At 63.4% G+C, this 24,424-nt stretch carries 24 protein-coding genes; 8 read left to right on the top strand and 16 right to left on the bottom strand.

Annotated elements, in window-relative coordinates; genetic code table 11:
- The first annotated feature begins 37 nt into the window (after nucleotides 1–37).
- A complete protein-coding gene (locus HMPREF2875_RS12665; protein WP_070673556.1) occupies nucleotides 38–439 on the top strand; it encodes a hypothetical protein in 402 nt (133 codons plus the stop codon).
- Between the two features lie 6 nt (nucleotides 440–445).
- Here HMPREF2875_RS12665 and HMPREF2875_RS12660 read toward each other — a convergent pair whose 3' ends face one another.
- A complete protein-coding gene (locus HMPREF2875_RS12660; RefSeq protein ID WP_070673554.1) occupies nucleotides 446–1,099 on the bottom strand; it encodes a response regulator in 654 nt (217 codons plus the stop codon).
- 2 nt (nucleotides 1,100–1,101) lie between these two features.
- Entirely contained in the window at nucleotides 1,102–2,247 is a 1,146-nt protein-coding gene (locus tag HMPREF2875_RS12655; protein WP_070673552.1) for an ATP-binding protein, read from the bottom strand.
- A 113-nt stretch (nucleotides 2,248–2,360) separates the two neighbouring features.
- Between HMPREF2875_RS12655 and HMPREF2875_RS12650 the strand changes: the two genes are divergently transcribed.
- From HMPREF2875_RS12650 to HMPREF2875_RS12635, 4 genes are all read left to right on the top strand, one after another.
- Nucleotides 2,361–3,413, top strand: a complete 1,053-nt coding sequence (locus HMPREF2875_RS12650; RefSeq protein ID WP_070673550.1) for a PspC domain-containing protein — start codon at nucleotides 2,361–2,363, stop codon at nucleotides 3,411–3,413.
- A 10-nt stretch (nucleotides 3,414–3,423) separates the two neighbouring features.
- Entirely contained in the window at nucleotides 3,424–4,509 is a 1,086-nt protein-coding gene (locus HMPREF2875_RS12645; protein WP_070673548.1) for a threonine aldolase family protein, read from the top strand.
- A 33-nt stretch (nucleotides 4,510–4,542) separates the two neighbouring features.
- Nucleotides 4,543–5,622 carry an HNH endonuclease signature motif containing protein gene (locus HMPREF2875_RS12640; RefSeq protein ID WP_070673546.1) on the top strand — a complete coding sequence of 360 codons (1,080 nt, stop codon included), beginning with the start codon at nucleotides 4,543–4,545 and terminating at the stop codon, nucleotides 5,620–5,622.
- Between the two features lie 227 nt (nucleotides 5,623–5,849).
- Nucleotides 5,850–6,539: a hypothetical protein gene (locus HMPREF2875_RS12635; RefSeq protein WP_070673545.1), complete on the top strand. Its 690-nt coding sequence runs from the start codon at nucleotides 5,850–5,852 to the stop codon at nucleotides 6,537–6,539.
- A 103-nt stretch (nucleotides 6,540–6,642) separates the two neighbouring features.
- On the opposite strand, the gene guaA is transcribed toward HMPREF2875_RS12635, so the two are convergent.
- On the bottom strand, nucleotides 6,643–8,205 hold the full coding sequence (gene guaA, locus HMPREF2875_RS12630; RefSeq protein ID WP_210388201.1) for a glutamine-hydrolyzing GMP synthase: 1,563 nt from the start codon (nucleotides 8,203–8,205) through the stop codon (nucleotides 6,643–6,645).
- 66 nt (nucleotides 8,206–8,271) lie between these two features.
- On the opposite strand from guaA, the gene HMPREF2875_RS12625 reads away from it, so the two are divergent.
- Nucleotides 8,272–9,180, top strand: coding sequence for an EamA family transporter (locus HMPREF2875_RS12625; RefSeq protein WP_070673541.1), 909 nt, complete (start codon nucleotides 8,272–8,274; stop codon nucleotides 9,178–9,180).
- Here HMPREF2875_RS12625 and HMPREF2875_RS12620 read toward each other — a convergent pair.
- Nucleotides 9,177–10,316, bottom strand: coding sequence for a GuaB3 family IMP dehydrogenase-related protein (locus HMPREF2875_RS12620; protein ID WP_070673540.1), 1,140 nt, complete (start codon nucleotides 10,314–10,316; stop codon nucleotides 9,177–9,179). The genes HMPREF2875_RS12625 and HMPREF2875_RS12620 overlap by 4 nt on opposite strands.
- A gap of 9 nt (nucleotides 10,317–10,325) precedes the next feature.
- On the bottom strand, nucleotides 10,326–11,840 hold the full coding sequence (guaB, locus tag HMPREF2875_RS12615) for an IMP dehydrogenase (RefSeq protein ID WP_070673538.1): 1,515 nt from the start codon (nucleotides 11,838–11,840) through the stop codon (nucleotides 10,326–10,328).
- Between the two features lie 136 nt (nucleotides 11,841–11,976).
- Here guaB and HMPREF2875_RS12610 point away from each other — a divergent pair, with 136 nt between their 5' ends.
- The gene (locus HMPREF2875_RS12610) at nucleotides 11,977–12,351 is read left to right on the top strand and encodes a DUF5319 domain-containing protein (protein ID WP_039673837.1); all 375 of its coding nucleotides are present in this window, start codon (nucleotides 11,977–11,979) and stop codon (nucleotides 12,349–12,351) included.
- A 94-nt stretch (nucleotides 12,352–12,445) separates the two neighbouring features.
- Here the strand turns inward: HMPREF2875_RS12610 and HMPREF2875_RS12605 are convergent, their stop codons facing one another.
- Together HMPREF2875_RS12605 and HMPREF2875_RS12600 are read right to left on the bottom strand one after the other, a co-directional pair.
- A complete protein-coding gene (locus HMPREF2875_RS12605) occupies nucleotides 12,446–13,288 on the bottom strand; it encodes a hypothetical protein (protein WP_070673536.1) in 843 nt (280 codons plus the stop codon).
- A 61-nt stretch (nucleotides 13,289–13,349) separates the two neighbouring features.
- Nucleotides 13,350–13,964 carry a sigma-70 family RNA polymerase sigma factor gene (locus tag HMPREF2875_RS12600; RefSeq protein ID WP_070673534.1) on the bottom strand — a complete coding sequence of 205 codons (615 nt, stop codon included), beginning with the start codon at nucleotides 13,962–13,964 and terminating at the stop codon, nucleotides 13,350–13,352.
- A 350-nt stretch (nucleotides 13,965–14,314) separates the two neighbouring features.
- Here HMPREF2875_RS12600 and HMPREF2875_RS12595 point away from each other — a divergent pair, with 350 nt between their 5' ends.
- Nucleotides 14,315–14,614 carry a WhiB family transcriptional regulator gene (locus HMPREF2875_RS12595; RefSeq protein ID WP_039674337.1) on the top strand — a complete coding sequence of 100 codons (300 nt, stop codon included), beginning with the start codon at nucleotides 14,315–14,317 and terminating at the stop codon, nucleotides 14,612–14,614.
- 164 nt (nucleotides 14,615–14,778) lie between these two features.
- Here HMPREF2875_RS12595 and HMPREF2875_RS12590 read toward each other — a convergent pair whose 3' ends face one another.
- The 9 genes from HMPREF2875_RS12590 to HMPREF2875_RS12550 form a co-directional block, all read right to left on the bottom strand.
- A complete protein-coding gene (locus HMPREF2875_RS12590; RefSeq protein ID WP_070673532.1) occupies nucleotides 14,779–17,094 on the bottom strand; it encodes an excinuclease ABC subunit UvrA in 2,316 nt (771 codons plus the stop codon).
- Between the two features lie 89 nt (nucleotides 17,095–17,183).
- Nucleotides 17,184–18,800 (bottom strand): chaperonin GroEL, encoded by a 1,617-nt coding sequence (gene groL, locus HMPREF2875_RS12585; protein ID WP_070673530.1) that lies wholly within the window; start codon nucleotides 18,798–18,800, stop codon nucleotides 17,184–17,186.
- A 12-nt stretch (nucleotides 18,801–18,812) separates the two neighbouring features.
- Nucleotides 18,813–19,112: a co-chaperone GroES gene (gene groES, locus HMPREF2875_RS12580; RefSeq protein ID WP_167595557.1), complete on the bottom strand. Its 300-nt coding sequence runs from the start codon at nucleotides 19,110–19,112 to the stop codon at nucleotides 18,813–18,815.
- Between the two features lie 326 nt (nucleotides 19,113–19,438).
- Nucleotides 19,439–19,867, bottom strand: a complete 429-nt coding sequence (locus HMPREF2875_RS12575; protein ID WP_070673529.1) for a hypothetical protein — start codon at nucleotides 19,865–19,867, stop codon at nucleotides 19,439–19,441.
- Nucleotides 19,868–19,942: 75 nt separating this feature from the next.
- Entirely contained in the window at nucleotides 19,943–20,995 is a 1,053-nt protein-coding gene (gene tsaD, locus HMPREF2875_RS12570; protein WP_070673528.1) for a tRNA (adenosine(37)-N6)-threonylcarbamoyltransferase complex transferase subunit TsaD, read from the bottom strand.
- A complete protein-coding gene (locus tag HMPREF2875_RS12565; RefSeq protein ID WP_070673527.1) occupies nucleotides 20,992–21,543 on the bottom strand; it encodes a GNAT family N-acetyltransferase in 552 nt (183 codons plus the stop codon). Before HMPREF2875_RS12565 ends, tsaD begins: the two co-directional genes overlap by 4 nt.
- On the bottom strand, nucleotides 21,540–22,214 hold the full coding sequence (gene tsaB, locus HMPREF2875_RS12560) for a tRNA (adenosine(37)-N6)-threonylcarbamoyltransferase complex dimerization subunit type 1 TsaB (protein WP_070673526.1): 675 nt from the start codon (nucleotides 22,212–22,214) through the stop codon (nucleotides 21,540–21,542). The genes HMPREF2875_RS12565 and tsaB overlap by 4 nt, the downstream gene beginning before the upstream one ends.
- A complete protein-coding gene (locus HMPREF2875_RS12555; protein WP_070673525.1) occupies nucleotides 22,214–22,735 on the bottom strand; it encodes a hypothetical protein in 522 nt (173 codons plus the stop codon). The genes tsaB and HMPREF2875_RS12555 overlap by 1 nt, the downstream gene beginning before the upstream one ends.
- Before the next feature lie 96 nt (nucleotides 22,736–22,831).
- Nucleotides 22,832–24,424, bottom strand: coding sequence for an aspartate:alanine exchanger family transporter (locus tag HMPREF2875_RS12550; protein WP_070673524.1), 1,593 nt, complete (start codon nucleotides 24,422–24,424; stop codon nucleotides 22,832–22,834).

Raw genomic sequence — 24,424 nt, 5'->3', positions numbered from 1 at the left:
CCGGACACGCGCAATTGCACTGGTAGCGTTAGGCGCCATGAACCCCCTCCACGCGCACACCACCCCCATCCCCACTCCGCTGTGGGTACGCCTCGGCGCCTCGCTGCTGGCCGGTGCCGCCGTGGCGGTGGGCACGAGCCGTATCCACTTCGGCCTAGCGCTCGGGCTCAGTCTGGTTTTTATCCTTGCGGCCTGCACGCTGGTATTCTTGCACCCCTACCGCCAGCGTATGCGCGAGTTCGCCGAGGATCACAACGTCTCCCTGCTGCCCTCCGTGGCACAGCTGCTACCGCTCATGGTGCTGTGGCTCGCCATCATGATTGCCCCGCTTATCGCCCTTCCGGCCTGGGGCAGCGCCCTGGTGTGGGCACTAGTCTTCGTGGCCGCGTTCCTGCTGTTCCCACATGTGGACGGCTCCCGCAAACTCGCCTACGCCTAGCGCGACTTAAGCCAAATCGCGCGAGGTAGCCCAGCGGGTGAGCTGGTGGCGGTTGGACTGCTGGGTCTTGCGCAAAATGTTGGAGGCATGCGTCTCCACGGTCTTAACCGAAATAAACAACTGCTTGCCAATCTCGCGGTACGTATAGCCGCGCGCAAGCAGCCTTAAGACCTCCAGCTCACGCCTTGTGAGCGCATCCACAACTGGATCTTGGCCCTCCTCCGGCTCCGGGGCGGGCGCGCCGGAGGCAAAAGCATCGAGGACAAAACCTGCTAGGCGCGGCGAGAAATACGCATCCCCACTGTTGACCTGCGCTATCGCTTGGGCGAGGTCGGGGCCGGAAATATTCTTGGTGACATAGCCGCGCGCACCCGCCCGAATTAGCGCAATGACATCTTCTGCCGCATCCGACACGCTCAGCGCCAGAAACACCGGCCGCGATGGCTGGTGCGCCGTCGCGTTCATCACGGCGAGGCCGCCGCCGTCGGGCATGTGAACGTCGAGAAGCACCACGTCCGGTGAGGTACGCGCAATGCCCTCCAGCGCCTCCGACACAGTCCCCGCGTCCCCGACGATCTCGATCTCCTCCGACACCGCCAACTCAGTGCGCACGCCAGCGCGGAAGACGGAGTGATCATCAACCAGAAAGACCTTCACCATGTTCACAACGCTACCGTGAGCTCCACTTCCGTGCCTTCCCCCGGGGTCGAGGTAATTCTCACACGCCCACCAGCACCTTCTACGCGCGCGCGAATACTCTCACGAATGCCGTGCCTATCAGCGGGAATGTCCTCCACCTCGAAACCCACTCCACGGTCACGGACAAAAATGCTCAACTCGCCGGCCAACAGCTCCGCATACACATCCACCATGTCCACGCCCGCATGTTTGCCAGCATTCACCATGGCCTCGCGCGCTGCCTGGATAGCAAGCTTGGCGGACTCCGTCAGTTCCGCGTCCTCGCCCACCGTCACCGGGGAGACCCGCAGGTCGAAAAGGTCCTCCACCTCCCCACATGCCGCATCGAGAGCGCCGAAACAGGTGGTGGGGGCCGACGAGGGGGCGTCGAAAAGCCAGGCCCGCAGCTCACGTTCTTGGGCACGCGCCAAGCGCGTCACCTCGCGCGGGTCCTCCGCGCGCTTCTGGATGAGCGCCAGCGTCTGCAGCACCGAATCGTGCAGGCGGGCGGCAATCTCCGTGCGTTCCTCCGACACCGCCTTCGCCGCCTGCTCCTGCGACAGGGAACGCCACAGCTTGAGCACCAGCGGCACCACCAGCGCACCAAAACCCACCAGCGTCAGCGCCGTAGCCACAATCGCCGAACCGGATCCGCTCTCCCACGTCACCGCCGCCACCACAACGCCCACGATGACCAACGCGGCACCAGCCACGACGCTCACCATGCCCACCGGCGTATTCAAGCCGCGGTCGTAGGCTAGCCACGCCAGGACCGCACCGACACCCACAGCAGCCAACGGCACCAACGCGCTTGGCGACGCCCCCGATACCCCCAACACCCCAATTACCCCTCCCACCAGCGCTAAGAACACCAGCAGGAGGGAGAAGGGGCTGCGGGAGGAGGGGCCGTCGTCAAGCGCAGGCGTGGACATCCACAGCCCGGCGTACACCATCGCTCCCACCCCGCCCATCACCGTCAGCACGGTAAGCGCAATGCGGACGTAGAGCACCGGAATCTGCAGATGCTGCGCGAGCCCCGCAGCCACGCCGGCCACCACGCGACCAGACTGGGGGCGCGACATCAACGGATACGGTGCCGCGTTCTCTGCAGGCACATAGGGCGAAGTCATAGTAGTAATAGTCGCACGGTGACCCCCGCACGCACATCAGGGACAACCCTGAGGTGGAAAAATCAGGGCGATTACCGATACCGCCACAAGGCCCCGCGCGGCACGATAAAAGCATGACGAAGAACAATACACTCAACCAGATGTGGTCGACCCGACCTGTCCGTATTCCCAAAAAGCAAGGCGGCGACGCCCACATCGCCGGTGTCTGCGAAGGCATCGCGGTGCGCTACCAGATTGATCCGACGATCGTGCGCGTGGCCTTTGTGGTCGCCACACTTGCTTTCGGCGGTGGCATCGCCGCCTACCTCACCGCGTGGGCGCTGATGCCGCGCTATGGCTCGCCTTACTGCCCGCTCGATGCGGCCTTGGGCAAAGATGGCGCTAAGGAAGAGCAGGAGCTCGGCTGGATGCTGATTGTCGGCGTCCTTCTTACCTTAAGCTCTGGCCCGTTATTCTTGAGCGGACAATTCCTCACCGGTCTTCCCCCTGCCGTGCTGACCTTTGGGCTGATGGCGCTGGCGTGGTACGCCCTGCATAGCCGTGAGCCGCTGCCGCCCGGCGGGCTGTTGGCGGCCGAACAGCCGGTGCGCGAAGAGCCGGTTGACCTTAACGCCTATAGCCCGGCGGAGGGCTTCCCCTTCCCGCCTGGGCGTAGGACTCCGCCGTCGTGGGATCCTCTCGGCGTCGTGCCCGATGCCTGGGATCTGCCGGAGCCGGGCCCGCGGGAAGAGCCGAAAAAGAAGCGCGGTGCGCAGTGGGCTGAGGGAGCAATTGCTCTCGGTGCCGTGGGCGCCGCCCTGACGATTGCCTTCCTTGGGGTCTCCTTCGTCTCCGAGGCCGACGAATCCGGCTTCAGTGCCCGCTTTAACGTCGGTTCTCAGCACATCGCCCCCACCAGTGCGGACGAGCTCGAAGAGCACTATGACCTGGGTATCGGTACCTCAACGGTAGACTTCAGCCAGCTCCACGACCTGAAAGACAAACACGACGTCACCATCGATATCGGCATCGGCACCGTGGAGGTCATCCTCCCGAAGGACGTCCCGGTATCACTCACGTGTGACGGTGGCTTGGGGGAAAGCAACTGTACGGACCGCCATGACGATAATGCGCTGCTGGATATTCACATCGACGAGGGCATCGGCGAGCTCACCGTCACCGGCTAAACTTGCCCGCATGATTCACTTCGGCAACGACTACCACCGTTTAGCCCACCCCCGCGTTCTGGAAGCCATCGCGGAGGCGGACGGCGTGCATTCTGGCTATGGCGCCGATGAGCTGTGCGCCGCGGCGGCCGATACCCTGCGCGCCGCCTGCCAGGCGCCGGATGCCGAGGTGCACTTCATGGTCGGCGGCACCCAGGCCAACGCCACGATTATCGCCTACCATCTGCGCCCCTGGGAGGCTGTCATCTCGGCCGATAGCGGGCACATCGCCACGCACGAGACGGGCGCCATCGAACACTCCGGCCACAAGGTCATAACCCTGCCGAATCAGCTGGGGAAAATCACCGCCGCACAGGTCCGCGCGTGCGTGGAGGAGTACCGCGCTTCTGGGATTGAGGAGCATATGCCCGAACCCGCGCTGGTCTACATCACGCAGCCCACCGAATACGGCACCACCTACTCCCGCACGGAGCTCATGGACTTACGCAACGTCTGCAATGAGTACGAGTTGCGCCTGTTTGTCGACGGCGCCCGCCTCGGCTACGGCCTTTCTGCCGCGGACATCACCCTGCCGGATCTCGCCGCGCTTGTCGACGTCTTCACCATCGGCGGCACCAAATGCGGTGCCCTCTTCGGCGAGGCCATCGTCTTCCCCACAGGTGCACCGCGCTTCCGCCACGCCATGAAACAACACGGCGGCCTCCTAGCCAAGGGCTGGCTGCTCGGCGCGCAGTTCTCCGCCCTCTTCAGCACGCCTTCTCCTGCATCTGATCGTGCATGTGCTCATGCGCTCACTGAGGCTGAGGCTGCAGCTCCGGCAACGCTCTACGAGCAGATCTGCGCCCGCGCCAACGCCCAGGCCCAGCGCATCGCTAAAGCTTTCCACGCCGTCGGCATCGAGATGCTCTTTGACTCCCCCACCAACCAGCAGTTTGCGCTTCTTACCCGCGAGCAGGAAGACCAGCTCAAGAAAGACTTCGTGTGCGAATTCTTCGGCGAGCATGAGGATAAGCGCGTGGTGCGTTTCTGTACGGCGTGGTCGACGGAGGAGGGGGACGTCGACAAGCTATGTACTGCGATTTCTTCACTCAAGTAGCGCGATCGCACGACCTGGTTTAGGCTGTGGCCTATGCAACTGGGGGGTTACATTCAGGCACTAGCGCATGGGCTCGACGTGGTCGAGCAGTGCGCCGGTGTTACGCGCGCACAACTGGTTCAGATGGGCGCGCAGCCAGACTTCGCGGCGAAGCTTCTCAACCTGCACGAGGTGTACTTCGGCGACACCATGTTCCGCTCCCGGCAGCGCAAAGCGCGCCGCACGCGCCACGATGTGTTCACGCTCCTTGACATCGAGCGTTACTGTTCTCGGCTCAAGGCACGCAAGGCCTGGGAGCTGCGCCAGCTGCTGGCCGCTACCCCGCGGGAGAAGATCGCCATAGTGGCGAAGGCGAAGCTCAAGGAGTGGCGCCCGCCCAAGGACCCCGCCCCGGGCGTGCGCGTGACGCGCCGGGAAGGCCGCAATCACACGCTGAGCATCACGGATAGCTCGCTGAACATCTCGAAGCTGCTGGCCGTGCTCAAGACGACCGATAAGGACTTGCTCACCGCGGCACATACCGTGTTCCGCGGCGGGGGCGGCTCGGGTCAGAAGCTTCAATCCAACGTCATCGTGCGCCTCGATGAGATGGACCGCATCATTGACGGCGATGGTGAGGAGATTGAGCTGCAGCTGACCAACGGTGCCACGATGAGCGGTGCGGAGTTTGTGCGCGAAAAGCTTGCCGACGTCGGCCTCATCACCCTTATCCATCCCCACCACGGCCCCGTCAACCTCTACATGGCTAGCCGCTTTGCCAGCCCGAAGCAGCGTCTTGCGCTGTCGGCAGAGCATCCCACGTGTGCGTGGCCTGGTTGCAATGCGCCTGCTGAGGATTCGCAGATTCATCACCTCATCCGCTTCCAAGATGGTGGGCCGACCAACATGGCCAACATGGTGCCGCTGTGCGCGTATCACAATGCGGTCAACGACGATGACCCACGGCACCCAACTGGCCGCGGCCGCTTGGACCGCATCGACGGCCGCGTGCATTACCTGCCGCCGTGGGCGGGCCCGCCCGTTCCAATTCCCAGCCCCGCGCACCCGCCGCGCTCGTCCTCACCGCCCGGTGGTTCGGCTAGCACTGGCCCGCCCGATCCGCCGCCGGGTTAATCCTCGTTCCCCGCGCCGAATCACCGGCGCACCGCGCGTCCAAGCCTCCGACCAGCCGCCCACTGAGGAATAGTCCTCGGTGCGCGGCTACACGTGCGCGCCCACTCTAAAAGCCCCGTTCAGGGGGCTATTTTTTCACCTTCACCGAGCTAGAAGCAGTGCGTTTTGGGGGCGCTGGGGAATCATCCCCTTCCTCCTGAAAGCGGCCTGTTGCTAGCGTTCGGGTCATGAAATATTCCCTGATTCTTCCCTACATCCTCGGCTGCGCGGCACTCGCCGCCTGCTCCCCTGCCACCGAAACCACGACCACTGACCACAGCACGCCGAATGCTGCCGCTAACGCACCACTCGCTGCCGAAGCCTCCATTGGCGACGACTCTGTGCCCCGTACGTCAACGGGTGCCGCCGCCGTTGCCTTCAACCCCGGCGAAGCACATGCCGGCACGACAGACACCTGCGCCACCGAAAACGCTTACTTCCACACGCGCTATGGCCTCGGCGCTGAGGGAGCCACCGCTTTGCGCAGCGACGTCGTGCCCCGACTCTATTTCACCGTGACCGATGGCGGCTACAACCCCTGCGCACCTATCAGCTACTCCGTGCTGAGCGGTACCTACGGCAACCTCAACGGGCCAGGAGGGCTCGGTTCGTCGATTGCCCAAGGCCTCATCGTCTGGTCGGGTTCGACCCCATTGGCCAACACCGGCGTAACGGCAGCCAGCATCGAAAATGTGCAGGTGCTAAGCGACGACACCCTCCAAGCCACCTTCGGCCGCCGCGGCGGCACCACGGCAGAAGGCATCACGGAGCGCGCTACCGTTCAGCTCCAGATCCAAGGCGACCAGCTCGTGCCGATTAGCGGTGACATTGCGCTCTACAACGACATGATCAGCGGCCCGCCCACCATCATTCCCTAAACCGCCCAGCAACAACCGCAGGGCACAATGCACAGCGCGGCCGCGCCCTTGAGTCATTAGGGCACGGCCGCGCTACTGTGCGAAGGATTTTCATCCCACGCGTTTACTCCCACTCGATGGTTCCCGGCGGCTTCGACGTCACGTCGAGCACGACTCGGTTAACATCCTTGACCTCGTTGGTAATGCGGGTGGAGATCTTCTCCAACACGTCGTACGGCAGGCGGGTCCAGTCCGCAGTCATGGCGTCTTCGGAGGATACCGGGCGCAGGACGATCGGGTGTCCGTAGGTGCGGCCATCGCCTTGGACGCCGACCGAGCGGACGTCGGCAAGCAGCACCACCGGGCACTGCCAAATCTCGCCATCCAGGCCAGCGTTGGTCAGCTCAGTACGCGCGATGAGGTCTGCCTGGCGCAGGGTCTCCAGGCGCTCCTCGGTGACCTCACCAATAATGCGGATGCCCAGGCCCGGGCCCGGGAACGGCTGGCGTGCCACGATTTCTTCCGGCAGGCCCAGTTCGCGGCCAACCGCACGGACCTCGTCCTTGAAGAGCAGGCGCAGCGGCTCGACGAGCTCGAACTCGACGTCGTCAGGCAGGCCGCCCACGTTGTGGTGGGACTTAATGTTCGCGGTACCATCACCGCCGCCGGACTCCACCACGTCCGGGTAAAGCGTGCCCTGCACCAGGAACGCGGCATCCTGGCCGTCCAGGGCTTGGTCGACGACGCGCTCAAAGGAGCGGATGAACTCCGCACCGATGGCCTTACGCTTAGCCTCCGGCTCAGTCACACCAGCCAGCTTGGAAAGGAAAGCCTCGCGCTCATCAGCGGTAATGAGCTTCGCGCCAGTCGACGCCACGAAGTCCTTCTCCACCTGCTCACGCTCGCCCGCGCGCAGCAGGCCGTGGTCGACGAAGACACAGGTCAAACGGTCACCAATAGCGCGCTGCACCAAGGCCGCGGCCACGGCGGAGTCCACGCCACCAGACAGGGCGCAAATGGCATGGCCGTCCTCACCAATCTGCTCGCGCACATCCTCAATGAGGCGCTCCGCAATGTTCTCAGCAGTCCAGTTCTGCTCCAGACCAGCCACCTCAGTAAGGAAGCGCGTGAGCACCTCCTGGCCGTGCGGCGAGTGCAGGACCTCTGGGTGGTACTGCACACCAGCCATCTTCTTGGACAAGCACTCCATAGCAGCCACGGGCGCACCATCGGAAGAGGCAGTCACCTCGAAGCCCTCCGGGGCTTCAGAGACCGAATCGCCGTGGGACATCCATACCTTGTGGGTGTCCTCCAGGCCCTTATGCAGCACGCCGCCGGACACGGTCATGTCCGTGCGGCCATACTCGCGAGCACCAGTGGCGGCCACGGTGCCGCCGAGGACGCGAGTCATGGACTGGAAGCCGTAGCAGATACCAAAGACCGGGATGCCGAGCTCGAGCAGCTCCGGCTTGAGCTCAGGGGCGCCGTCGGCATACACCGAAGACGGCCCGCCGGAAAGAATCAGCGCAGCCGGGTTTTTGGCTTTAATGTCTTCTACCGACGCAGAGTTGGGGACAACCTCGGAGTAGATGTTGGCCTCACGCACGCGGCGGGCGATGAGCTGCGCGTACTGGGCGCCAAAGTCCACCACGAGGACAGGACGCGGGGTTGTATTTGGGGTAGTCACGGCCACCAGTTTAACGCAGTGCTCCTTTCGCAGTGAATGTCGAGGGAATGTAGGACAATAGTCCGCATGACCAACCCGCTCGCTATCCTGTGCGTCATTGGCTCGTGCATCTCGCTACAGCTCGGAGCGAGCCTGGCCATCCAGCTCTTTCCTCATGCGGGCACGTGGGGAACGGCGTCGATGCGTTTGCTGATGGCCTCGGCAATCCTGTTGCTCATCGCGCGCCCCAAGGTGCAAACGTGGAACCGGGAAAAGTGGATTTCGGCTGCGCTGTTTGGTGTGTCGTTGGGGTTGATGAATGGCTTCTTCTACGCGGGCATCGAGGTGGTTCCGCTAGGCCCCGCGGTGACCATTGAGTTCGTGGGCCCGTTGCTGTTGGCGGCGGTTTTGTCGCGGTCGCTTCGCGACGCCACCTGCGTCACCCTCGCCCTCATCGGTATGGCCCTACTGGGCGTGGACTCGTTGACCGGAGAGCCGCTGAGCCCGCGCGGCGTGGTGTTCTTGGTGTTGGCCGGCGCTTGTTGGGCTGCCTACATCCTGGCAAGTAAGAAGGCTGGAGCGCTCTTTAGCTGCCAAGATGGTCTAGCAGTGGCCCTCTTTATCGGCGGGCTGACGCTGCTGCCGCTGGGAGGACGCGGCGCGCTCGTTCTGGTCAGCGATCCGTGGTTGCTGTTCGTGGCGTTGGGAACGGGCGTGCTGGCATCACTTATCCCCTACTCACTCGAGTTCATCGCTCTCAAGCGTCTTGCTCCCAATGTCTTTTCCATTCTCATCGCCCTCGAGCCGGTGTTCGCCGCCTTCTTCGGCTGGCTGCTCCTCTCCCAGGGCGTGACCGCGCTCAAGCTCACGGCCATTGCCTTGGTGGTGTTGGCATCGGTTGTCCAAACGATGGTGCCGGCGCGCGGGCGCATCATTTTCCGCACAATTGCGCTGCGCCCACGCGCCCCGTGGCGCTTCCGCCGCCCGCAGAATTAACGGACGGCCAGGCCCACCTTCTGGAAGGACTTCAGGTCGGTGTAGCCGCACTTCGCCATCGCGCGCTTGAGCCCACCAACCAGGTTGAGCTCACCCAGCGGCTCGTTGGATGGGCCATGCACGACGACCTCGAGGGACGGCGATCCCGCGGGGACATCCTCGTCGTCGGCGCCGAGGAGGGTGCCAGCCACGCCAACCGGCTCGATGACGCCGCGCGGGAAACGCGGGTGGCCGGCCGTCGACGGCCAGTACCAGCCCTTACCGCCGGCCTCCGCCGCACGCGCGAGGACCGGCCCCAGCACGACGCCATCGGCGCCACAAGCAATGGCCTTGGCGATGTCCGCGGAGGTGTGGATGTCGCCGTCGGCAAGCACATGCACGTAGCGGCCCCCGGTTTCATCCAGGTAGTCGCGGCGAGCGGCCGCAACGTCCGCGATGGTGGTCGCCATCGGGATATCAATGCCGAGAGTCTCCGGGTTAGTGTTCACGCCGGAGCCGACGATGATGCCGGCTGCGCCCGCGCGCATGAGATGCAGGGCCGTGGTGTAATCCGCCACGCCGCCAGCAATCACCGGGGTATCCAGCGAACCGATGAATTCCTTGAGGTTGAGCGGCTCGCCGCCGGTCTGCACGTGCTCAGCCGAAATCAGGGTGCCATGGATAAACAGCAGCTCCGCGCCAGCCTTAATAACTACGGGCGCCAACTCGCGGGCACGCTGCGGGGACACGCGCACGGCCACGGTCACGCCGGAATCGCGCACCTGCGCGATGCGCTCGGCCAGCAACTCTTCATTGAGGGGCGCGGCATGCAGCTCCTGCAGCGTAGACAGGTCGCCGAAGTTCTCCGTCACGCGGGCAATCGCGCCCTCCAAGTCCTCGTGGCGGCCCCACAGGCCCTCTGCGTTGATGACACCAAGACCGCCCTGCTTGCCCATCTCAATGACGAACTCGGGGGTGGCAAGAGCATCGGTCGGCGCCGAGACGAACGGAACGTCGAAGGTGTAGGCGTCAATGTTCCAGGAGGTGTCCACGTCCTTGGAGGAACGCGTACGACGGGTAGGCACCAGGGACACCTGGCTGAGGTCATAGGTGCGGCGTGCCTCGCGGCCGACGCCAATTTCTACGTAATCGCGCATGATAAGTCCTTAACGGTAGTTCGGAGCTTCGACGATCTGCTGAAGGTGGTGCGGGTGAGACTCCTTAAGGCCCGCAGCGGTGATTTGGACAAACTGCTTGGTCTTCAGCTCGGCCAAGGTTGCGGAACCGGTGTAGCCCATGGAGGCACGCAGGCCGCCGACAATCTGGTGAACAATGGCATCAATGTCACCGCGGAACGGCACGCGGCCCTCCACGCCTTCTGGCACCAGCTTATCCTCGCTACGCACATCCGCCTGGAAGTAACGGTCCTTAGAGTAGGACCGCTTCTCACCCGTAAGCCCGCGACCCTGCATCGCGCCCATGGAGCCCATGCCACGGTAGCGCTTGTACTGCTTGCCCTGGACCACGACGATATCGCCCGGGGACTCGGTAGTGCCCGCCAGCATGGAGCCCAGCATGACGGCATCCGCACCGGCGGCCAGCGCCTTGGCAATATCACCGGAGTACTGCATACCGCCGTCCGCAATGACCGGCACACCCGCCGGACCAGCTTCGGCGGCGGCTTCCATAATGGCGGTAATCTGCGGCGCGCCCACGCCCGCGACCACGCGGGTAGTACAGATGGAGCCGGGGCCAATACCGACCTTGATGGCATCCGCGCCGGCCTCAATCATGTCGCGGGCAGCAGCACGGGTGGCCAGGTTGCCGCCGATGACGTCGACGCGGTCACCGAAGTCCTTCTGCACGCGGGAAACCATCTCAAGCACGCGGTTGTTGTGGGCATGGGCGGAGTCGACGACGAGGACGTCCACGTCGGCGTCGACAAGCTGGCCCGCGCGCTGGTAGGACTCCTCACCGGTACCGATACCCGCCGCCACGAGCAGGCGCCCAGAGCTGTCCTTGGAGGCATTCGGGAACTGCTCAGTCTTGACAAAGTCCTTAACGGTGATGAGGCCGACGAGCTTGTTGTCATCATCGACGATGGGCAGCTTCTCCACCTTATTAGCGGACAGCAGCGCCAGCGCCTCTTCCTTGCTGACACCTTCCTTGGCCACAACCAGCGGCATCGGCGTCATAATCTCGGAGACGGTGCGGGAGAAATCCGGCTCGAAGCGCATGTCACGGTTGGTGCAGATACCCACGAGGACGCCCTGCTTATCGACGACCGGCAGGCCCGAAATCCGGTACCGCGCGCACAGCGTATCGATTTCGTCGATAGTCATGTCCGGGGTGGCCGTCACAGGATTGGTGACCATGCCAGATTCGGAACGCTTCACAATCTCAACCTGTTGCGCCTGGTCCTCCGCGGACAGGTTGCGGTGCAGGACACCAATGCCACCCTGGCGGGCCATGCCGATGGCCATGCGGGCCTCGGTCACCGTATCCATCGCGGCGGAAGCCAGCGGCACGCCGAGGCGAATGTTGCGGGTGAACTGCGCCGAGGTATCCACCTCGGAGGGAACGACGTTGGATTCTGCCGGAAGCAGCAAAACGTCATCGAAGGTGAGGCCGTAGAGTGCAATCTTGTCGGGGTTGTCTCCGCCGGTGTGGACGTGGCTCATGAGGGTAAAGCTCTCCTAAACTGACCGAATAGTTGTATGCGGTGATCCTCACTGTAGTGCGTGTGCAGCCCATAGTGGTAGCCGTACCCGCGCAAGAGAATTGCTATGAGGGCGCCAAGTCAATAGGCTCGCAGACGTGAACTTTTTCGCCAACATGCCCCGCGATCCTTTCGCGGACGATCCGAACGACCCGGCTTCTTTCCTCGAGGAAGAGGACCACGTCGAACCGCTGTCCGAGGAGGACCGCCTCGGCGTCATTCATGATCTCGCCATGGTCCAGGAATTTGCGCGTGTCTTAAGCCCGCGCGGCATCGACGGCATTTTCTTCTTCTGCGAAGACTGCGAGGAAAACCACTTCTACGAGTGGCACATCTTGGCCGCCAATATGCAGGCCACCCTCCAGGGCCAGCTGGCGCCGGTCCATGAGCCAGGCGCGGAGCCGGACCCTGCTCGCTATGTGCCCTGGGATTATGCGGTGGGCTATCTCGACGGTATGGATTCGCGCTACTAGCGCGCGGTTGAAGCGCGGTCGAAATACCGCGCGTTGATACGGAAAGAACCTCTCCCCCCTGATGCTGCTCGGGGGAAGAGGTTCTTTTGTGGTTTTACTGCTGGAACTGCGCCGGCGGGAGGCCGTTGTCCCCCGGCGCATCTTCGGGTGCCGTATCTGGTGCCGGCTGCTGCGGGGCTTGCTCGCCACCGCCCGGTTCAACGGGCTCCGGGTAGTTCTGCGCCGGCGGGCTCAGCGGGTTGCCTGCTGAAACCGTGCTCGTGACCACAACAGTGGAGACCGCAGTCTGGGTCTGGGTTACGGTCACCGGCTCCTGCGGCGGCTGCTCCTCTTCCACCGGGGCGGGCTTCTCCACGGTCTGCGTTGCCGTCACCGTGGCGCGTGGCTGTGGCTTAGCCGGGCGCTCAGGCTGCTCTGCGCGTTCCTGCTTGGCTTGGTCCACCATCTTGCGGGCTTCTTCCAGCAGCTGACGGGTACCATCCATGTCACCTTGCGCCGAGCGCTTCTCCATCTCATCGAGCGTGCCGGCCAGCTCCACGACGGAGACATCCTGATTCTCCGCACCGAAGAGAGACTGGTTAACACCATAAAGCGGGGAACCTGGGCCAGCGTTAACAATCACCGCGCCAGAGCCGGCGATGAGCAGCGTTGCCGCGGCTGCGCCAATGAGACCGTGCATAAGCGGCTTGCTGCGACGGCGGCGGCGCGCAGAGGCCAGAGAGATTACGGCAGGTTCCTCGTCCGCGCCTTCGATGAGCGGAGCCGGAGGCATCTGCTTTTCGACGTCCCCACGCAGCTCCAACAGAAGCCCCGCTAGCTCATCATCGCCGTCGGTGGGGTCGATGCCTTCGGAGAGACTGGTGAGGAATGCATCATCGTCAACCAAGGGTTGCAGCTGCTCAGCGACGCCCAGCTGAGCCTGCTCCTTCTTTGCCATGATGTCCTCCCTTCCTTGATAGAGAATGATTTTAAATTGTCCGTGCCAAGTGCCGTATATCTCAGTCCGCGCTCGAATCGAGAGACTTTCGCAATTGCGCCAGCGCACGATGCTGTGCCACGCGGACTGCGCCAGGGGTTGATTCCACAATCTCAGCGGTTTCCTCTGCCGACAGTCCGACGAACACTCGCAAGATGATGATGTCCCGGGCCTTGTCACTTAACGTATCGAGCAACGCACGCACTCTGTTACTACCATCCATGACCAGCGCGGATTCTTCCGGAGTGGCGTCGTCAGCCGCGTCTTCGGGAACCTCGTCGGTGGGGTTGGTCTGGTCGCGGCTGAGCGCGCGGTGGGCGTCGGTGACTTTGTGGGATGCGATGCCGTACACATAAGCCATAAAGGGGCGGCCTTTGTCCTTGTACGTGCTAATCGACGTCGCCACGGCCAAACAGATCTCCTGCGCCACATCTTCCGCAGTGGGTTGGCGGTGGCCGCCGATGCGCGCGCGGCAATAGCGCAGGACCTGCGGGTGGATGATGCGCATGATGTCTTGCAGTGCGCGGCGGCTACCGTCGACAGCCAGCGGAACGAGGTCCGCCAATTCCTTTTCGCTGTCGCGCTTCGATGCCGTTGCCGCATCGCTCGCGCCTGTAGCTTTGGTAGCCACTGCCATCCTTGCTTGTTCTTCTTGCCGTATTATTTCGCTTTATTTCTTCGCGTTGTGCACGAATATCATGTCACACCCGTGAGCTGAATCCCGAAACGACGGGCATATTCCCCATTCTTAGCCCACCATAAAAAAGTTCATATACCGTTCACCTTGCGCATATACGCAGGTCAATCTGCACAAAACCGGACACCTTGTCAGGGTTATACCTGAATGTCAACAAGGTGTAACGTGTCGTTCACCCAAGGCAGTCACACTTCATTCTCGTCTCACCCCGGCACTCACGGAGTCATGTTTTCGGTGGCAGTCGTGTCCTCGTGTCCGGGCGCTCTATCTTCAACGAAGGAGAATCGAACGTGTCTCAGTCATTCCTGCTCCCCGGGCCGAATGCGGACTTTTGGGATTGGCAGCTCCAGGGCGCATGCCGTGGAGAAAACTCTGACGTGTTCTACCACCCGGACGGCGAGCGCGGTCGCGCCCGCGCTCAGCGCGAGAACCGCGCCAAGGCCATCTGCCACACTTGCCCGGTCATCGAGCTGTGCCGCGAGCATGCTCTGGCTTCCGGCGAGCCTTACGGCGTCTGGGGCGGAATGAGCGAATCTGAGCGCGTGGTGGCCCTGCGCTCGCGCCGCACCCACGCCACCGTGAGCGCCTAGCCTGCTGCGCCCAACCGAGTGCCCCTAGCCTGCGGCGCCTTTTCGCGCGAGCCTCGCAGTGTGCGCCTAGCCGTGTGTGCCAGTTCTTGCGCGCCTGTTCGTGTGTGCTTGGCTTCCTCGGAGCACCTGCTTCGAGTGAAGTTTCTTTAAGTAGCATCACGCGGCTACACCACCTGGGCCAGATAACGGGCGGTCACCGTGCCCGTCTCTAGGAATTCCCACGGCGAACACGCAGCGACAATCTCGCCGCCCGCGGACCCTGCGCCGGGCCCGAGGTCGATGATGTGATCCGCATGCGCCACAACGGCACGGTGGTGCTCGACGCAGATGAGGGTGAGGGAGGAGTCCACGAGGTCGTCGAAAAGCGCCAGCAGCGTATTGACGTCCTCGCGGTGCAGGCGTACCGTGGGCTCGTCGAGGACAATGATGTCGGCCGTAGCCTTGCGGTCACACAGGCGCACCGCCAGCTTCAAGCGCTGGCGCTCGCCGCCAGACAACGTGGAAAGCGGTTGGCCCAGCGTGAGGTACCCCAGCCCCACGGCCACGAGCTGCTCGCACACGCGCTTAGCCGCCGGAACCTTGGCCACCGTGCAGTACTCGACGGCCTCTACCGCAGGCAGGGCTAATACGTCGGCGATATTCTTGCCTGCCAGCTCGTAGTCCAGAACGTCGGCGGCAAAGCGGCGGCCCTCGCATACCTCGCAGGGCACGTCGGCGCTATCCATTGCGCCGAACTCGACAGTCACCACGCCGGCACCGGAGCAGGCCGGGCACGCGCCGTCAGAATTGAAAGAAAACATACCGGGCGTCGCACCCTCGTTGGCTTTGGCGAAGGCCTTGCGCAGCGCATCCATCGCACCGGTGTAGGTAGCCGGGTTGGAGCGCCGCGAGCCAGTCAGCGGAGACTGGTCGACGATAAGAACGCGATCGCTGTCCGGCACACAGTTCATCAGCGAGGACTTACCCGACCCCGCCACGCCGGTAATCACGGTGAGCACACCAAGCGGGATGTCCACGTCGATGTTCTTCAGGTTATTGCGGCTCGCCCCGCGGATCTCCAGCACCCCGGTGGGCGTGCGCACCTCCTCCTTGAGCTGGACCTTTCCACTCATGGTCGGCGCGTCGCCAACGGAAACAATCTCACCGCCTGCCGCACCTGCGCCTGGACCGAGTTGAACCACGCAATCCGCAATGGCCATCGTCTCCGGATTGTGCTCCACCACGAGCACCGTATTGCCCTTATCGCGCAGTTGCAGCAGCAGCTCGTTCATGCGCGTGACGTCGTGTGGATGCAGACCGGCGGTGGGCTCGTCGAAGACGTAGGTGACGTCTGTCAGCGCGGAACCGATGTGGCGCACCATGCGCGTGCGTTGCGCCTCGCCACCACTAAGGGTGCCGGTTGGGCGCGCCAGCGTGAGGTAGCCCAGGCCCAAGTCCAGGGCGGCCTCCAATCCTCGCAGTGGGGCTGCAGCAAGGGGTGAGGTGAGGGTGCGGAGCCAGGAGGAGGCGTCGGCAAGCTCCATGGCGCACACGTCCGCGATGGAGACGCCATTGATGTAGGACTCCCGCGCGTGCTGCGCAAGGCGCGTGCCCTGGCATTCCGGGCAGGCAACAAAGACCACTGCGCGTTCCACAAACGCACGCATGTGCTTCTGCAGGGACTCCACAGGTTTGCTTAGAACGTTGGTCTTAAGTCGCGTGACCAGGCCCATGTAGCTCATGTTGATGCCGCCGACCTTGACTTTGGTCTCGGTCTCATAGAGGTCGCGCTTTTGCTCCTCGGTGAAATCCTTGACGGGCACGTCGGCAGGGTAGAGCCCGGATTCGGCGTAGGCGCGCCACATCCACGAATCCACCTTCATGCCGGGGTAAATGATGGCACCGTCGTTGAGGGAGAGGGACTCATCGACGAGCTGGCGCTTATCGACGTCCCCCACTTCTCCCCTTCCCTCACACCTCGGGCACATGCCGCCGGTGCGCTCGAAGCGGCGGACCTCCTTCTCACCATTGACCTCGATGGCGCCCTGGCCGGAGGCGGAGGGCACGTTAAAGGAGTAGGCCGCGGGCCCGCCGGCGCGAGGTTCGGCGAGGCGGGAGAAGAGCACGCGGAGATGTCCGGTGATGTCGGTGGAGGTGCCGAAGGTGGAGCGCGCGGAGGCTGCCATGGGTTCTTGGCCTACGACGATGGCGGCGGTCAGCCCTTCGAGTTGGTCCACGTCGGGCCGCGGTGGCGCTTGCATGAAGCCTTGGACGAAGCCGGGGTAGGTTTCGTTGATGAGCCGCTGGGATTCGGTGGCGATGGTGTCGAAGACTAGGGAGGTCTTGCCAGAACCGGACACGCCGGTGAAGACAGTGAGTGCTCGTTTGGGGATGCGAGCGTTGACGTTCTTGAGGTTGTTTTCGCGAGCGCCAGTGACCGTGATGAATTCTTGTTCCACGGCTCCACAGTCTAGTAACGAGGGCGAAGCTTCCCATCCCATGGCGAAGGCCCGCCGTGCCCCACAGGTTGTGCGGGCGGCGGGCCTTCCTTGCGGCAATGTGGGAAGCTCCTGCTTCCCACGCACACGTTTTAGTGCGCGTGCGCGTGGCCGGACTGTGCCGGTTCTTCTTCGGCAGGCTTTTCCACAACGGAAGCCTCGGTGGTGAGAACCATGCGGGCCACGGAGGCGGCGTTCACGACGGCGGAGTGGGTTACCTTCACCGGGTCGATGATGCCCTGCTCCAGCAGGTTGCCGTACTCCAGGGTGGCGGCGTTGAAGCCCTCACCGTTGGGCAGCTCGGCAACGCGGGCCACCACGACGGAGCCATCCAGGCCGGCGTTCTCAGCAATCCAGTAGGCCGGGCGGGTCAGCGCGCGGGATACTGCCAGCACACCAATCTTGGCCTCGCCCTCGAAGCCCTCAGCGAAGGACTCGAGCTCCTTGGAGATCTGGACCAGTGCGGAACCGCCGCCGGCGATAACACCTTCCTCAACGGCCGCGCGGGCGGCGTTGATGGCGTCCTCGACGCGCAGCTTGCGCTCGTTGACCTCGGTCTCGGTAGCGGCGCCAACGCGGATGACGGCAACGCCACCGGACAGCTTGGCCAGACGCTCCTCGAGCTTTTCCTTATCCCAGGTGGAGTCGGTGCGCTCGATTTCGCGGCGCAGCTGCTCGCGGCGCTCCTCGACGGCCTCTGCCGTACCAGCACCGTCCACAATCACGGTGTCTTCCTTGGACACGGTGACGCGGCGGGCGGAACCGAGCACCTCAGGACCGACCTCCTTGAGGTTGATGCCCACCTCTGGGTCGACAACGGTAGCGCCGGTGACAACAGCCAGGTCATCCATGAAGCCCTTGCGGCGCTCGCCGAAGTACGGGGACTTCACGGCGGCGACCTTGAGGACCTTGCGGATGGAGTTCACCACGAGCGCCTGCAGCGGCTCGCCCTCGATGTCCTCAGCAATGATGAGAGTCGGGCGCGAGGACTCCGCAATCTTCTCCAGCAGCGGCAGGAAGTCCGGCAGGGAGGAGATCTTGTTGCGGACGAGGAGAATTGCGGCGTCGTCCAGCACGGCGTTGTAGGTCTCCTCCTCCGTTGCGAAGTACGGGGAGAGGTAGCCCTTGTCGAAGGAAATACCCTCGGTCACGTCCACAGCGGACTCGATGGTCTGGGACTCTTCGACGGTGACAACACCGTCCTTGCCCACCTTGTCCATCGCACCGGCGACCATCTCGCCGACCTCCGCATCGCGGGAGGAGACGGTGGCAACCTGAGAGATCTCCGCAGAGGAGTTCACCGGGGTGGCGCGCTTCTTGAGCTCCTCGACGACCTTTTCAGCGGCCGCCTCGATGCCCTTGTTGAGCTCCACCGGGTTAGCGCCGGCAGCAACGTTGCGCAGGCCCTCAAAGACGAGCGCCTGGGCCAGCAAAGTGGCGGTGGTGGTGCCGTCACCGGCGATGTCGTTGGTCTTAACAGCCACGGACTTCACCAGCTGGGCGCCGAGGTTCTCAAACGGGTCGTCGAGGTCAATGTCGCGGGCGATGGTGACGCCGTCGTTGGTGACGGTCGGGCCACCGAAGGCCTTGGACAGTACGACGTTGCGGCCGCGCGGGCCGAGGGTGACCTTGACGGCGTCGGCAAGCGTGTCTACACCGTGCTGGATGCCCTCGCGGGCCTCCTGGTCAAATGCAATCAGCTTTGGCATAGGGTTAATCGCCTACTTCTCGATGACAGCGAGCAGGTCGCGAGCGGACAGCAGGAGGTACTCCTGGCCGTCGTACTTCAGCTCGGTGCCGCCGTACTTGGAGAAGATGACGGTGTCGCCCTCGTTAACGCCAACCGGAACAACCTCGCCCTTGTCGTTGGTGCGGCCCGGGCCGACAGCCACGACGGTAGCCTCCTGCGGCTTCTCCTTTGCGGAGTCCGGGATGACGAGGCCGGATGCAGTGGTGGTCTCAGCTTCAACGATCTGGACGAGGACCTTGTCCTCCAGCGGCTTGATGTTTGCCATGATGATTTCCTCCAAAGTGTTCTCAATGCGCGCCCACGTGGACGCGCGTGTGCCGGTTGTGGGTAGCCCAGCACAGCCGTCGTCGCGGGTGAACAACTGTGGGTCAAAACAACCTGACTAGCACTCTACCCGCGCGACTGCTAGCCCTCAACGTTGTGGGGCGCTAACTCGTTCGCCCTGCGCGAACGGCAGCTCTCGCGCGCGCGAGAGTTATCACGATTCGCCTCACGACCTCGATAAATGCGAAATCAGAAACGCAAACGTGTGAAAACAAAAGAGACGCGCGGGCCCTGTGGGGGCCGTTGCGTCGTGGGAAGGGGCGTTAGCGCTGTTTAAACCTGCTTATCCGAGTTGATAACGGCGGCGCGCCACAGCTGGTACTCCTCCGGGTTGTCCTCGTGGTAGGTCTTCACGGCGCGGATGCCGTACTCGACGGCTTCCTTGACCTCGTCGATGTTCTTGTCATCGCCATCAGCGGCGACGAAAATAACCGGGCCACAGATGGAGCGGATCGGGTCCTGGAGGAAGGCAGAGTTGCCGGTATCAGCGGCGTTGCGGGCCAGGGACGCCACCGGGTTCGGGTCGGCGCCTTCGGCCTTGGCGTTCGGGTTAAACAGCGCAGCGTAGGTCTGGCCATCATCCTGGAAGGCAACAGAAACGCGGTCCTCGGTGGTACCGCCGAGGAACTGGTTGGCGTGCTCGAGTTCGAACTCGATGGTGCGGCGGGACAGGTCCGGGTTGACGAGGAAACCAGTGGTCATAACGACAGCTCCTTGATTGGCGGGTGAGAAAGAGTCGCCTGCCAGACTACCGGTGCGCTGGGCTTCCCGCATCCGCTAGCGCGCAGCGGCGACGAGCGGAATTTCCACCTCTAGTTGGGTATCGGTCCCGCAGTCCAGCCCGGAAGGCTCTGCGCCTTCATGGATGAGTTGGGCGGCGATAGCGGCAATCATGAGGCCGTTGTCGGTGCAGAGGGAAAAGCGCGGCACGCGCAGCTCAATACCGGCGGACTCGCAGCGCTTCGCCGCCAGCGCGCGCAGCCGGGAGTTGGCCGCCACGCCGCCACCGAGCAGCAGCACCTTGGCGCCGGTGTCCTGGCAGGCGCGCACCGCTTTGGCGGTGAGCACATCGGCCACCGCCTCTTGGAAGGATGCACACAGGTCCTCCACCTGGATTGTCGAGCCTTCGCGCTCGGCTTTTTCCACGTGGCGCGCCACCGCGGTCTTGAGGCCGGAAAAGGAGAAGTTGTGGCGGTTGGGCCCGCGCAGGTCCTCGGCCTTGGACAGGCCGCGCGGCAGGTCGATGGTGGGCTTGCCTTGGGCGGCGAGCTTATCGATGACCGGCCCTCCCGGATACCCCAAGCCCAGGAGGCGGGAGACTTTGTCGTAGGCTTCGCCGGCGGCGTCGTCAAGCGTGGTGCCCAGTTCCTTCATGGGCTTGCCCACGGCTTCGACTTCGAGGAGCTGCGTGTGGCCGCCGGAGACGAGCAGGGCCACCGAGTGCGGCAGCTCCTCGCCTTCGAGGTTGGCCACCGCGACGTGTCCGCCGAGGTGGTTGACGCCGTAGAAAGGCACGCCCCACGCGGAGGCGAAGGCCTTGGCTGCCGACGCCCCGACGAGGAGTGCACCGGCCAAGCCCGGTCCCACGGTGGCGGCCACCGCATCAGGCTTGTCGACGCCCGCCTCTTTCAGCGCCGCCGTCATCACCTGCGGCATGGCCTCAAGGTGGGCACGGGAGGCGATCTCCGGAACCACGCCGCCGAAGCGGGCGTGCTGCTCCATGGAGGAGGCAACGACGTTGGCGCGAATCTCCATGTGGCCGTCATCCGATAGCTCGATGATGCCCACTCCGGTTTCGTCGCAGGAGGACTCGATGCCGAGGATTATCATCTCTCACTCTTTCGTGGTCGGTACATGGTGTGGGCGTCCGCGCCGGAAGGCTGGTAGTAGTTGCGGCGCAGGCCGTTGATGACAAAATCATAGGCCTCGTAGAGGCGGATGGCGGGATCGTTACCCACGCGGACTTCGAGGAAGATAGGTGCGTCGTGGCTGTCAGCGAGTTCGACGATGGCATCCATCATCATCCGCGCGATGCCGCGGCGCTGCGCTTCAGGTGCAACGCCGATGGTGCGGATTTCATACTCGGGCCACGCGGCGGGGCCCATGCGGCCGACGCCGGCATAGCCTACAACCCCGTGGGCGACGTCGTGGTCGGCGTGGTTGTCATTATGGCCCACGCGGTTGACGTCGTGGTCTACGCGGTTGTCATTATGGCCAACGTGGTTGACGCTTGCGTCAACCACCCAGTAGGTGGTGTGCCCCGCGGCGATTTCCTGCTCGAAGGCGCGGGCAGGCCAGGGGCTTTCGCCGGGGAAGAGGACTTTTTCCAGCTCGGCGCAGCGGGGGACATCGCTAAGCGTAAGCGGTCGCAGTCTCATGATGCAGAAGGTTCAGTGCCGCCGATAAGCGCCGTTGAGCGAGGCGTGGCTTGCGGGACTTTCGCATCGGGGCGGCGCAGGTAGAGCGGTACGAGCGGGGCCGGTTCGGAATCGAGGTCGGCGCACGCGACGAGGCCCGCAGCGCGCGGGGTATCCCATTCGCGGGGAAGGCCGGCGAGGGCCTCGGGAAGGCGCGGGGCAATGGCCTCTGGGAAGATCAGGCGCGGGGAAAAGCCTGCAGGCACCGTGAGATCTTCCGGCCGGGTGACCTCCGGTCCGCTGATGCGGCGTCCCTCGGAGTAGGTGGCCCAATAAACCTCCTTGCGGCGGGCATCGATGGCCACGAGCCACTCCCCTTCGCGGCCCTGCGCGATGGCATCGAGCGTGCACACGCCATACACGGGCAGCCCTAACGCCACGCCCAGAGCGGAGGCCGTCGCCATGCCGACGCGCAAGCCGGTGAAGGGGCCCGGACCGGTGCCGACGACGATGGCGGAGAGGTCGGGGTAGGTCAGGGAGGCGTCGTTAAGCAGCTGCTCAATGGTGGGAATGAGCTGCTCGTTGTGTGCACGCGTTTCGCTGACAACGCGGTCGACGCTTTCCCCCGTGGTGGTATCGACGATGCCCGTGACGAGGTCAGTCGTGGCGGTGTCGAGTGCGAGAACCTTCATTAGCCCGCGAAGTGCCAGCGAGTGGAGTCGTCATCCTTCTCAGCGCGCAGGAACTGCATCGGCTGCTGCGGCTGCACCGGGTACACTGCGGCGATGTCCTGGCCCTGAGCCTTCGCCGCCTCAACCTGCGTGAGCACATCACGGCACAGGTCAACGTTGGAGCGCTGCAGCTTCTCCGCCGAGTACTCCTGCTCAGTCGACATGGTGACGAAGTAGTTCACGTCATCAGCCACCTTGCCGTCCTCGAAGTCGATGCCGGCCTCGGCCGCAGGAATATCAGAAAGCTGCTCCTCCGTGGTACCCGGGCACACGATGAGGCCCGCAACCTCCTCAGGGCCGTAAACATCCGGCACAATGAGCGCAGCGAAGTCGAGCTTCTTCGGGTACTTCTCCAGGGTTTCCGCCAGAGTCGAGGACGAGTCTTCCTCCGTGTGGGTCATCGACAGGGCGATGAGTGCTGCGAGGAAGACGGCGAAGCCGCCGATGACGACAGTGGTAATGAATTGGCCAAGCTTGTTCATAAAGATTAAATCGCTCCTAAAAAAGGGAGGTGCAGTACGTGCTCATCCTACGTGACTGCCCTCCCCCGTCCCTGCACGACCCAGCGCAGGAACTCCTTAGACGATGATCAATGCCAGCATCTGACACATAAGAATCTTGCCAATAATGGTGGTCGGATACACCGTGGCATAGCCGCGTTCCGCCAGCTGAGTACCGGTCTGCGAGTTCAGGTAGGCCATCACCGCAGGGTTGGTGGTCATGCCAGCAGCCACGCCCATGGACTCATCGAACTTGAGGCGCAGAACCAAGGTGCACACGATACCCAAGCCGATGGCAGCAACGAGGGACAGAACAAGGCCTACGCCCATGTACTTCAGCGACACCGGATCAGAGAGAGCATCACGGAACTGACCACCGGCAGAAGTACCCACGCCCGCCAGGAAGAGTGTGAGTCCCAGGGTAGAAATCGTCTGCTTCGCGTGGAATGGCATCTGCCAGTGGATGCGGCCGGTACGGCCCAGGGCACCAAGAATGAGGCCCACCACGATGGGGCCGCCACCGAAACCGAAGGACAGCGTCGTGCCGCCGGGCAGCGGAATCGGGATAGCACCGAAGAGCAGACCAATGAGCAGGCCGAGGGTAAAGGGGAGCAAGTCCACGTTGCCGAGCTTGGATTCGGAGTCACCGAGGAAGTTTCGGACGTCGTCCAGCCGGCCCGGAGCAGTGACCACACGGACACGGTCCGAGTAGTAGAGCACGGTGTTTTCATTCGGCACAATTTGGGTATCACCGCGGCGAATACGGGCAATGAGGAAGCCTTGGCTCAACGTATCCAATTCCCCAATCGTGCGGCCGGCTACGTTTGGATTCGACACCGTGAGACGGCGGTAAATCAGGCCGTCTTCCTCGTGGAGGTGCACCTCGATTTCTTCACCCAAGATGGCAATCGCGCGCTCCAACGATGGAATCGTGCCGTTAAGCAGAAGCTCCATACCCGCATACAGCTCCATGTCTGGATCTGCAAGGACGTGCTCGTTGGACTTGCGGAGGCAGCGGGTAGCAATGACAGCCTCACCCGTGTACTCCGCAATTTCGCCCACGGTCACGCCAGGATCCTTGGTCAGGCGCACGGCCTTCCACTTGAGGGGCTCAGAGAGCATGCCTTCTTCTTTGGCGTCTTTGACGTGGTTGACGCGGAAGACTTTAGCGCCAATCGCAGCCACCAGGATGGTGGCGATGATGCAGCCTGGGTACGCCAGGGAGTAACCAACGACTGGGGCACTGTTTCCGCCTAAGGTTTCCACCACGGCAGCCATACCGGGGGTAGAGCTCTGGGAGCCGGCCAGCATACCGACGGCCTGCGCTGGGTCAAGATCAAACAGGCGCACCGCGCCGGCAGTCAGTCCGGCGAGAACGAAGAAGAAAACGATAACGACCAGCGACATCTTCCAACCACGGCGCCGGAAATCTTCAAAGAAGCTGCGGCCGAAGTTTAGACCGATGACGTAGACGAAGATGGCGAGGCCAAACTGATACACGAATGGCGGAACCACAATGTCCGGGTTAGCAGCGGAAAGACCCAGGGCCACGAACATCGCCGCCGCTGCACCGAGCGAGATGCCAAAGAAGTTAATCTTGCCGATGGCCAAACCCACGGCCATGATCAAGAAGAGAGTCAACAGGGGTTGCTCGGCGAGAAACGTCAGCAC

This window comes from Corynebacterium sp. HMSC078H07, assembly GCF_001812805.1.
Taxonomy (GTDB): domain Bacteria; phylum Actinomycetota; class Actinomycetes; order Mycobacteriales; family Mycobacteriaceae; genus Corynebacterium.
The sequence above is the reverse complement of the archived record's forward strand: the minus strand, read 5'-3'. Positions and strand labels throughout refer to the sequence as shown.

What these genes read in the sequence shown, in the direction of transcription:
- tsaB (WP_070673526.1), bottom strand. Translation starts at nt 22,214, where the DNA reads ATGAAGGTTCTCGCACTCGACACCGCCACGACTGACCTCGTCACGGGC.
- HMPREF2875_RS12555 (WP_070673525.1), bottom strand. Translation starts at nt 22,735, where the DNA reads ATGAACAAGCTTGGCCAATTCATTACCACTGTCGTCATCGGCGGCTTC.
- HMPREF2875_RS12565 (WP_070673527.1), bottom strand. Translation starts at nt 21,543, where the DNA reads ATGAGACTGCGACCGCTTACGCTTAGCGATGTCCCCCGCTGCGCCGAG.
- HMPREF2875_RS12600 (WP_070673534.1), bottom strand. Translation starts at nt 13,964, where the DNA reads ATGGCAGTGGCTACCAAAGCTACAGGCGCGAGCGATGCGGCAACGGCA.
- HMPREF2875_RS12625 (WP_070673541.1), top strand. Translation starts at nt 8,272, where the DNA reads ATGACCAACCCGCTCGCTATCCTGTGCGTCATTGGCTCGTGCATCTCG.
- tsaD (WP_070673528.1), bottom strand. Translation starts at nt 20,995, where the DNA reads ATGATAATCCTCGGCATCGAGTCCTCCTGCGACGAAACCGGAGTGGGC.
- guaB (WP_070673538.1), bottom strand. Translation starts at nt 11,840, where the DNA reads ATGAGCCACGTCCACACCGGCGGAGACAACCCCGACAAGATTGCACTC.
- HMPREF2875_RS12660 (WP_070673554.1), bottom strand. Translation starts at nt 1,099, where the DNA reads ATGGTGAAGGTCTTTCTGGTTGATGATCACTCCGTCTTCCGCGCTGGC.
- HMPREF2875_RS12575 (WP_070673529.1), bottom strand. Translation starts at nt 19,867, where the DNA reads ATGACCACTGGTTTCCTCGTCAACCCGGACCTGTCCCGCCGCACCATC.
- HMPREF2875_RS12645 (WP_070673548.1), top strand. Translation starts at nt 3,424, where the DNA reads ATGATTCACTTCGGCAACGACTACCACCGTTTAGCCCACCCCCGCGTT.
- HMPREF2875_RS12590 (WP_070673532.1), bottom strand. Translation starts at nt 17,094, where the DNA reads ATGGGATGGGAAGCTTCGCCCTCGTTACTAGACTGTGGAGCCGTGGAA.
- HMPREF2875_RS12655 (WP_070673552.1), bottom strand. Translation starts at nt 2,247, where the DNA reads ATGACTTCGCCCTATGTGCCTGCAGAGAACGCGGCACCGTATCCGTTG.
- HMPREF2875_RS12665 (WP_070673556.1), top strand. Translation starts at nt 38, where the DNA reads ATGAACCCCCTCCACGCGCACACCACCCCCATCCCCACTCCGCTGTGG.
- HMPREF2875_RS12640 (WP_070673546.1), top strand. Translation starts at nt 4,543, where the DNA reads ATGCAACTGGGGGGTTACATTCAGGCACTAGCGCATGGGCTCGACGTG.
- HMPREF2875_RS12620 (WP_070673540.1), bottom strand. Translation starts at nt 10,316, where the DNA reads ATGCGCGATTACGTAGAAATTGGCGTCGGCCGCGAGGCACGCCGCACC.
- groL (WP_070673530.1), bottom strand. Translation starts at nt 18,800, where the DNA reads ATGCCAAAGCTGATTGCATTTGACCAGGAGGCCCGCGAGGGCATCCAG.
- HMPREF2875_RS12635 (WP_070673545.1), top strand. Translation starts at nt 5,850, where the DNA reads ATGAAATATTCCCTGATTCTTCCCTACATCCTCGGCTGCGCGGCACTC.
- HMPREF2875_RS12605 (WP_070673536.1), bottom strand. Translation starts at nt 13,288, where the DNA reads ATGGCAAAGAAGGAGCAGGCTCAGCTGGGCGTCGCTGAGCAGCTGCAA.
- HMPREF2875_RS12650 (WP_070673550.1), top strand. Translation starts at nt 2,361, where the DNA reads ATGACGAAGAACAATACACTCAACCAGATGTGGTCGACCCGACCTGTC.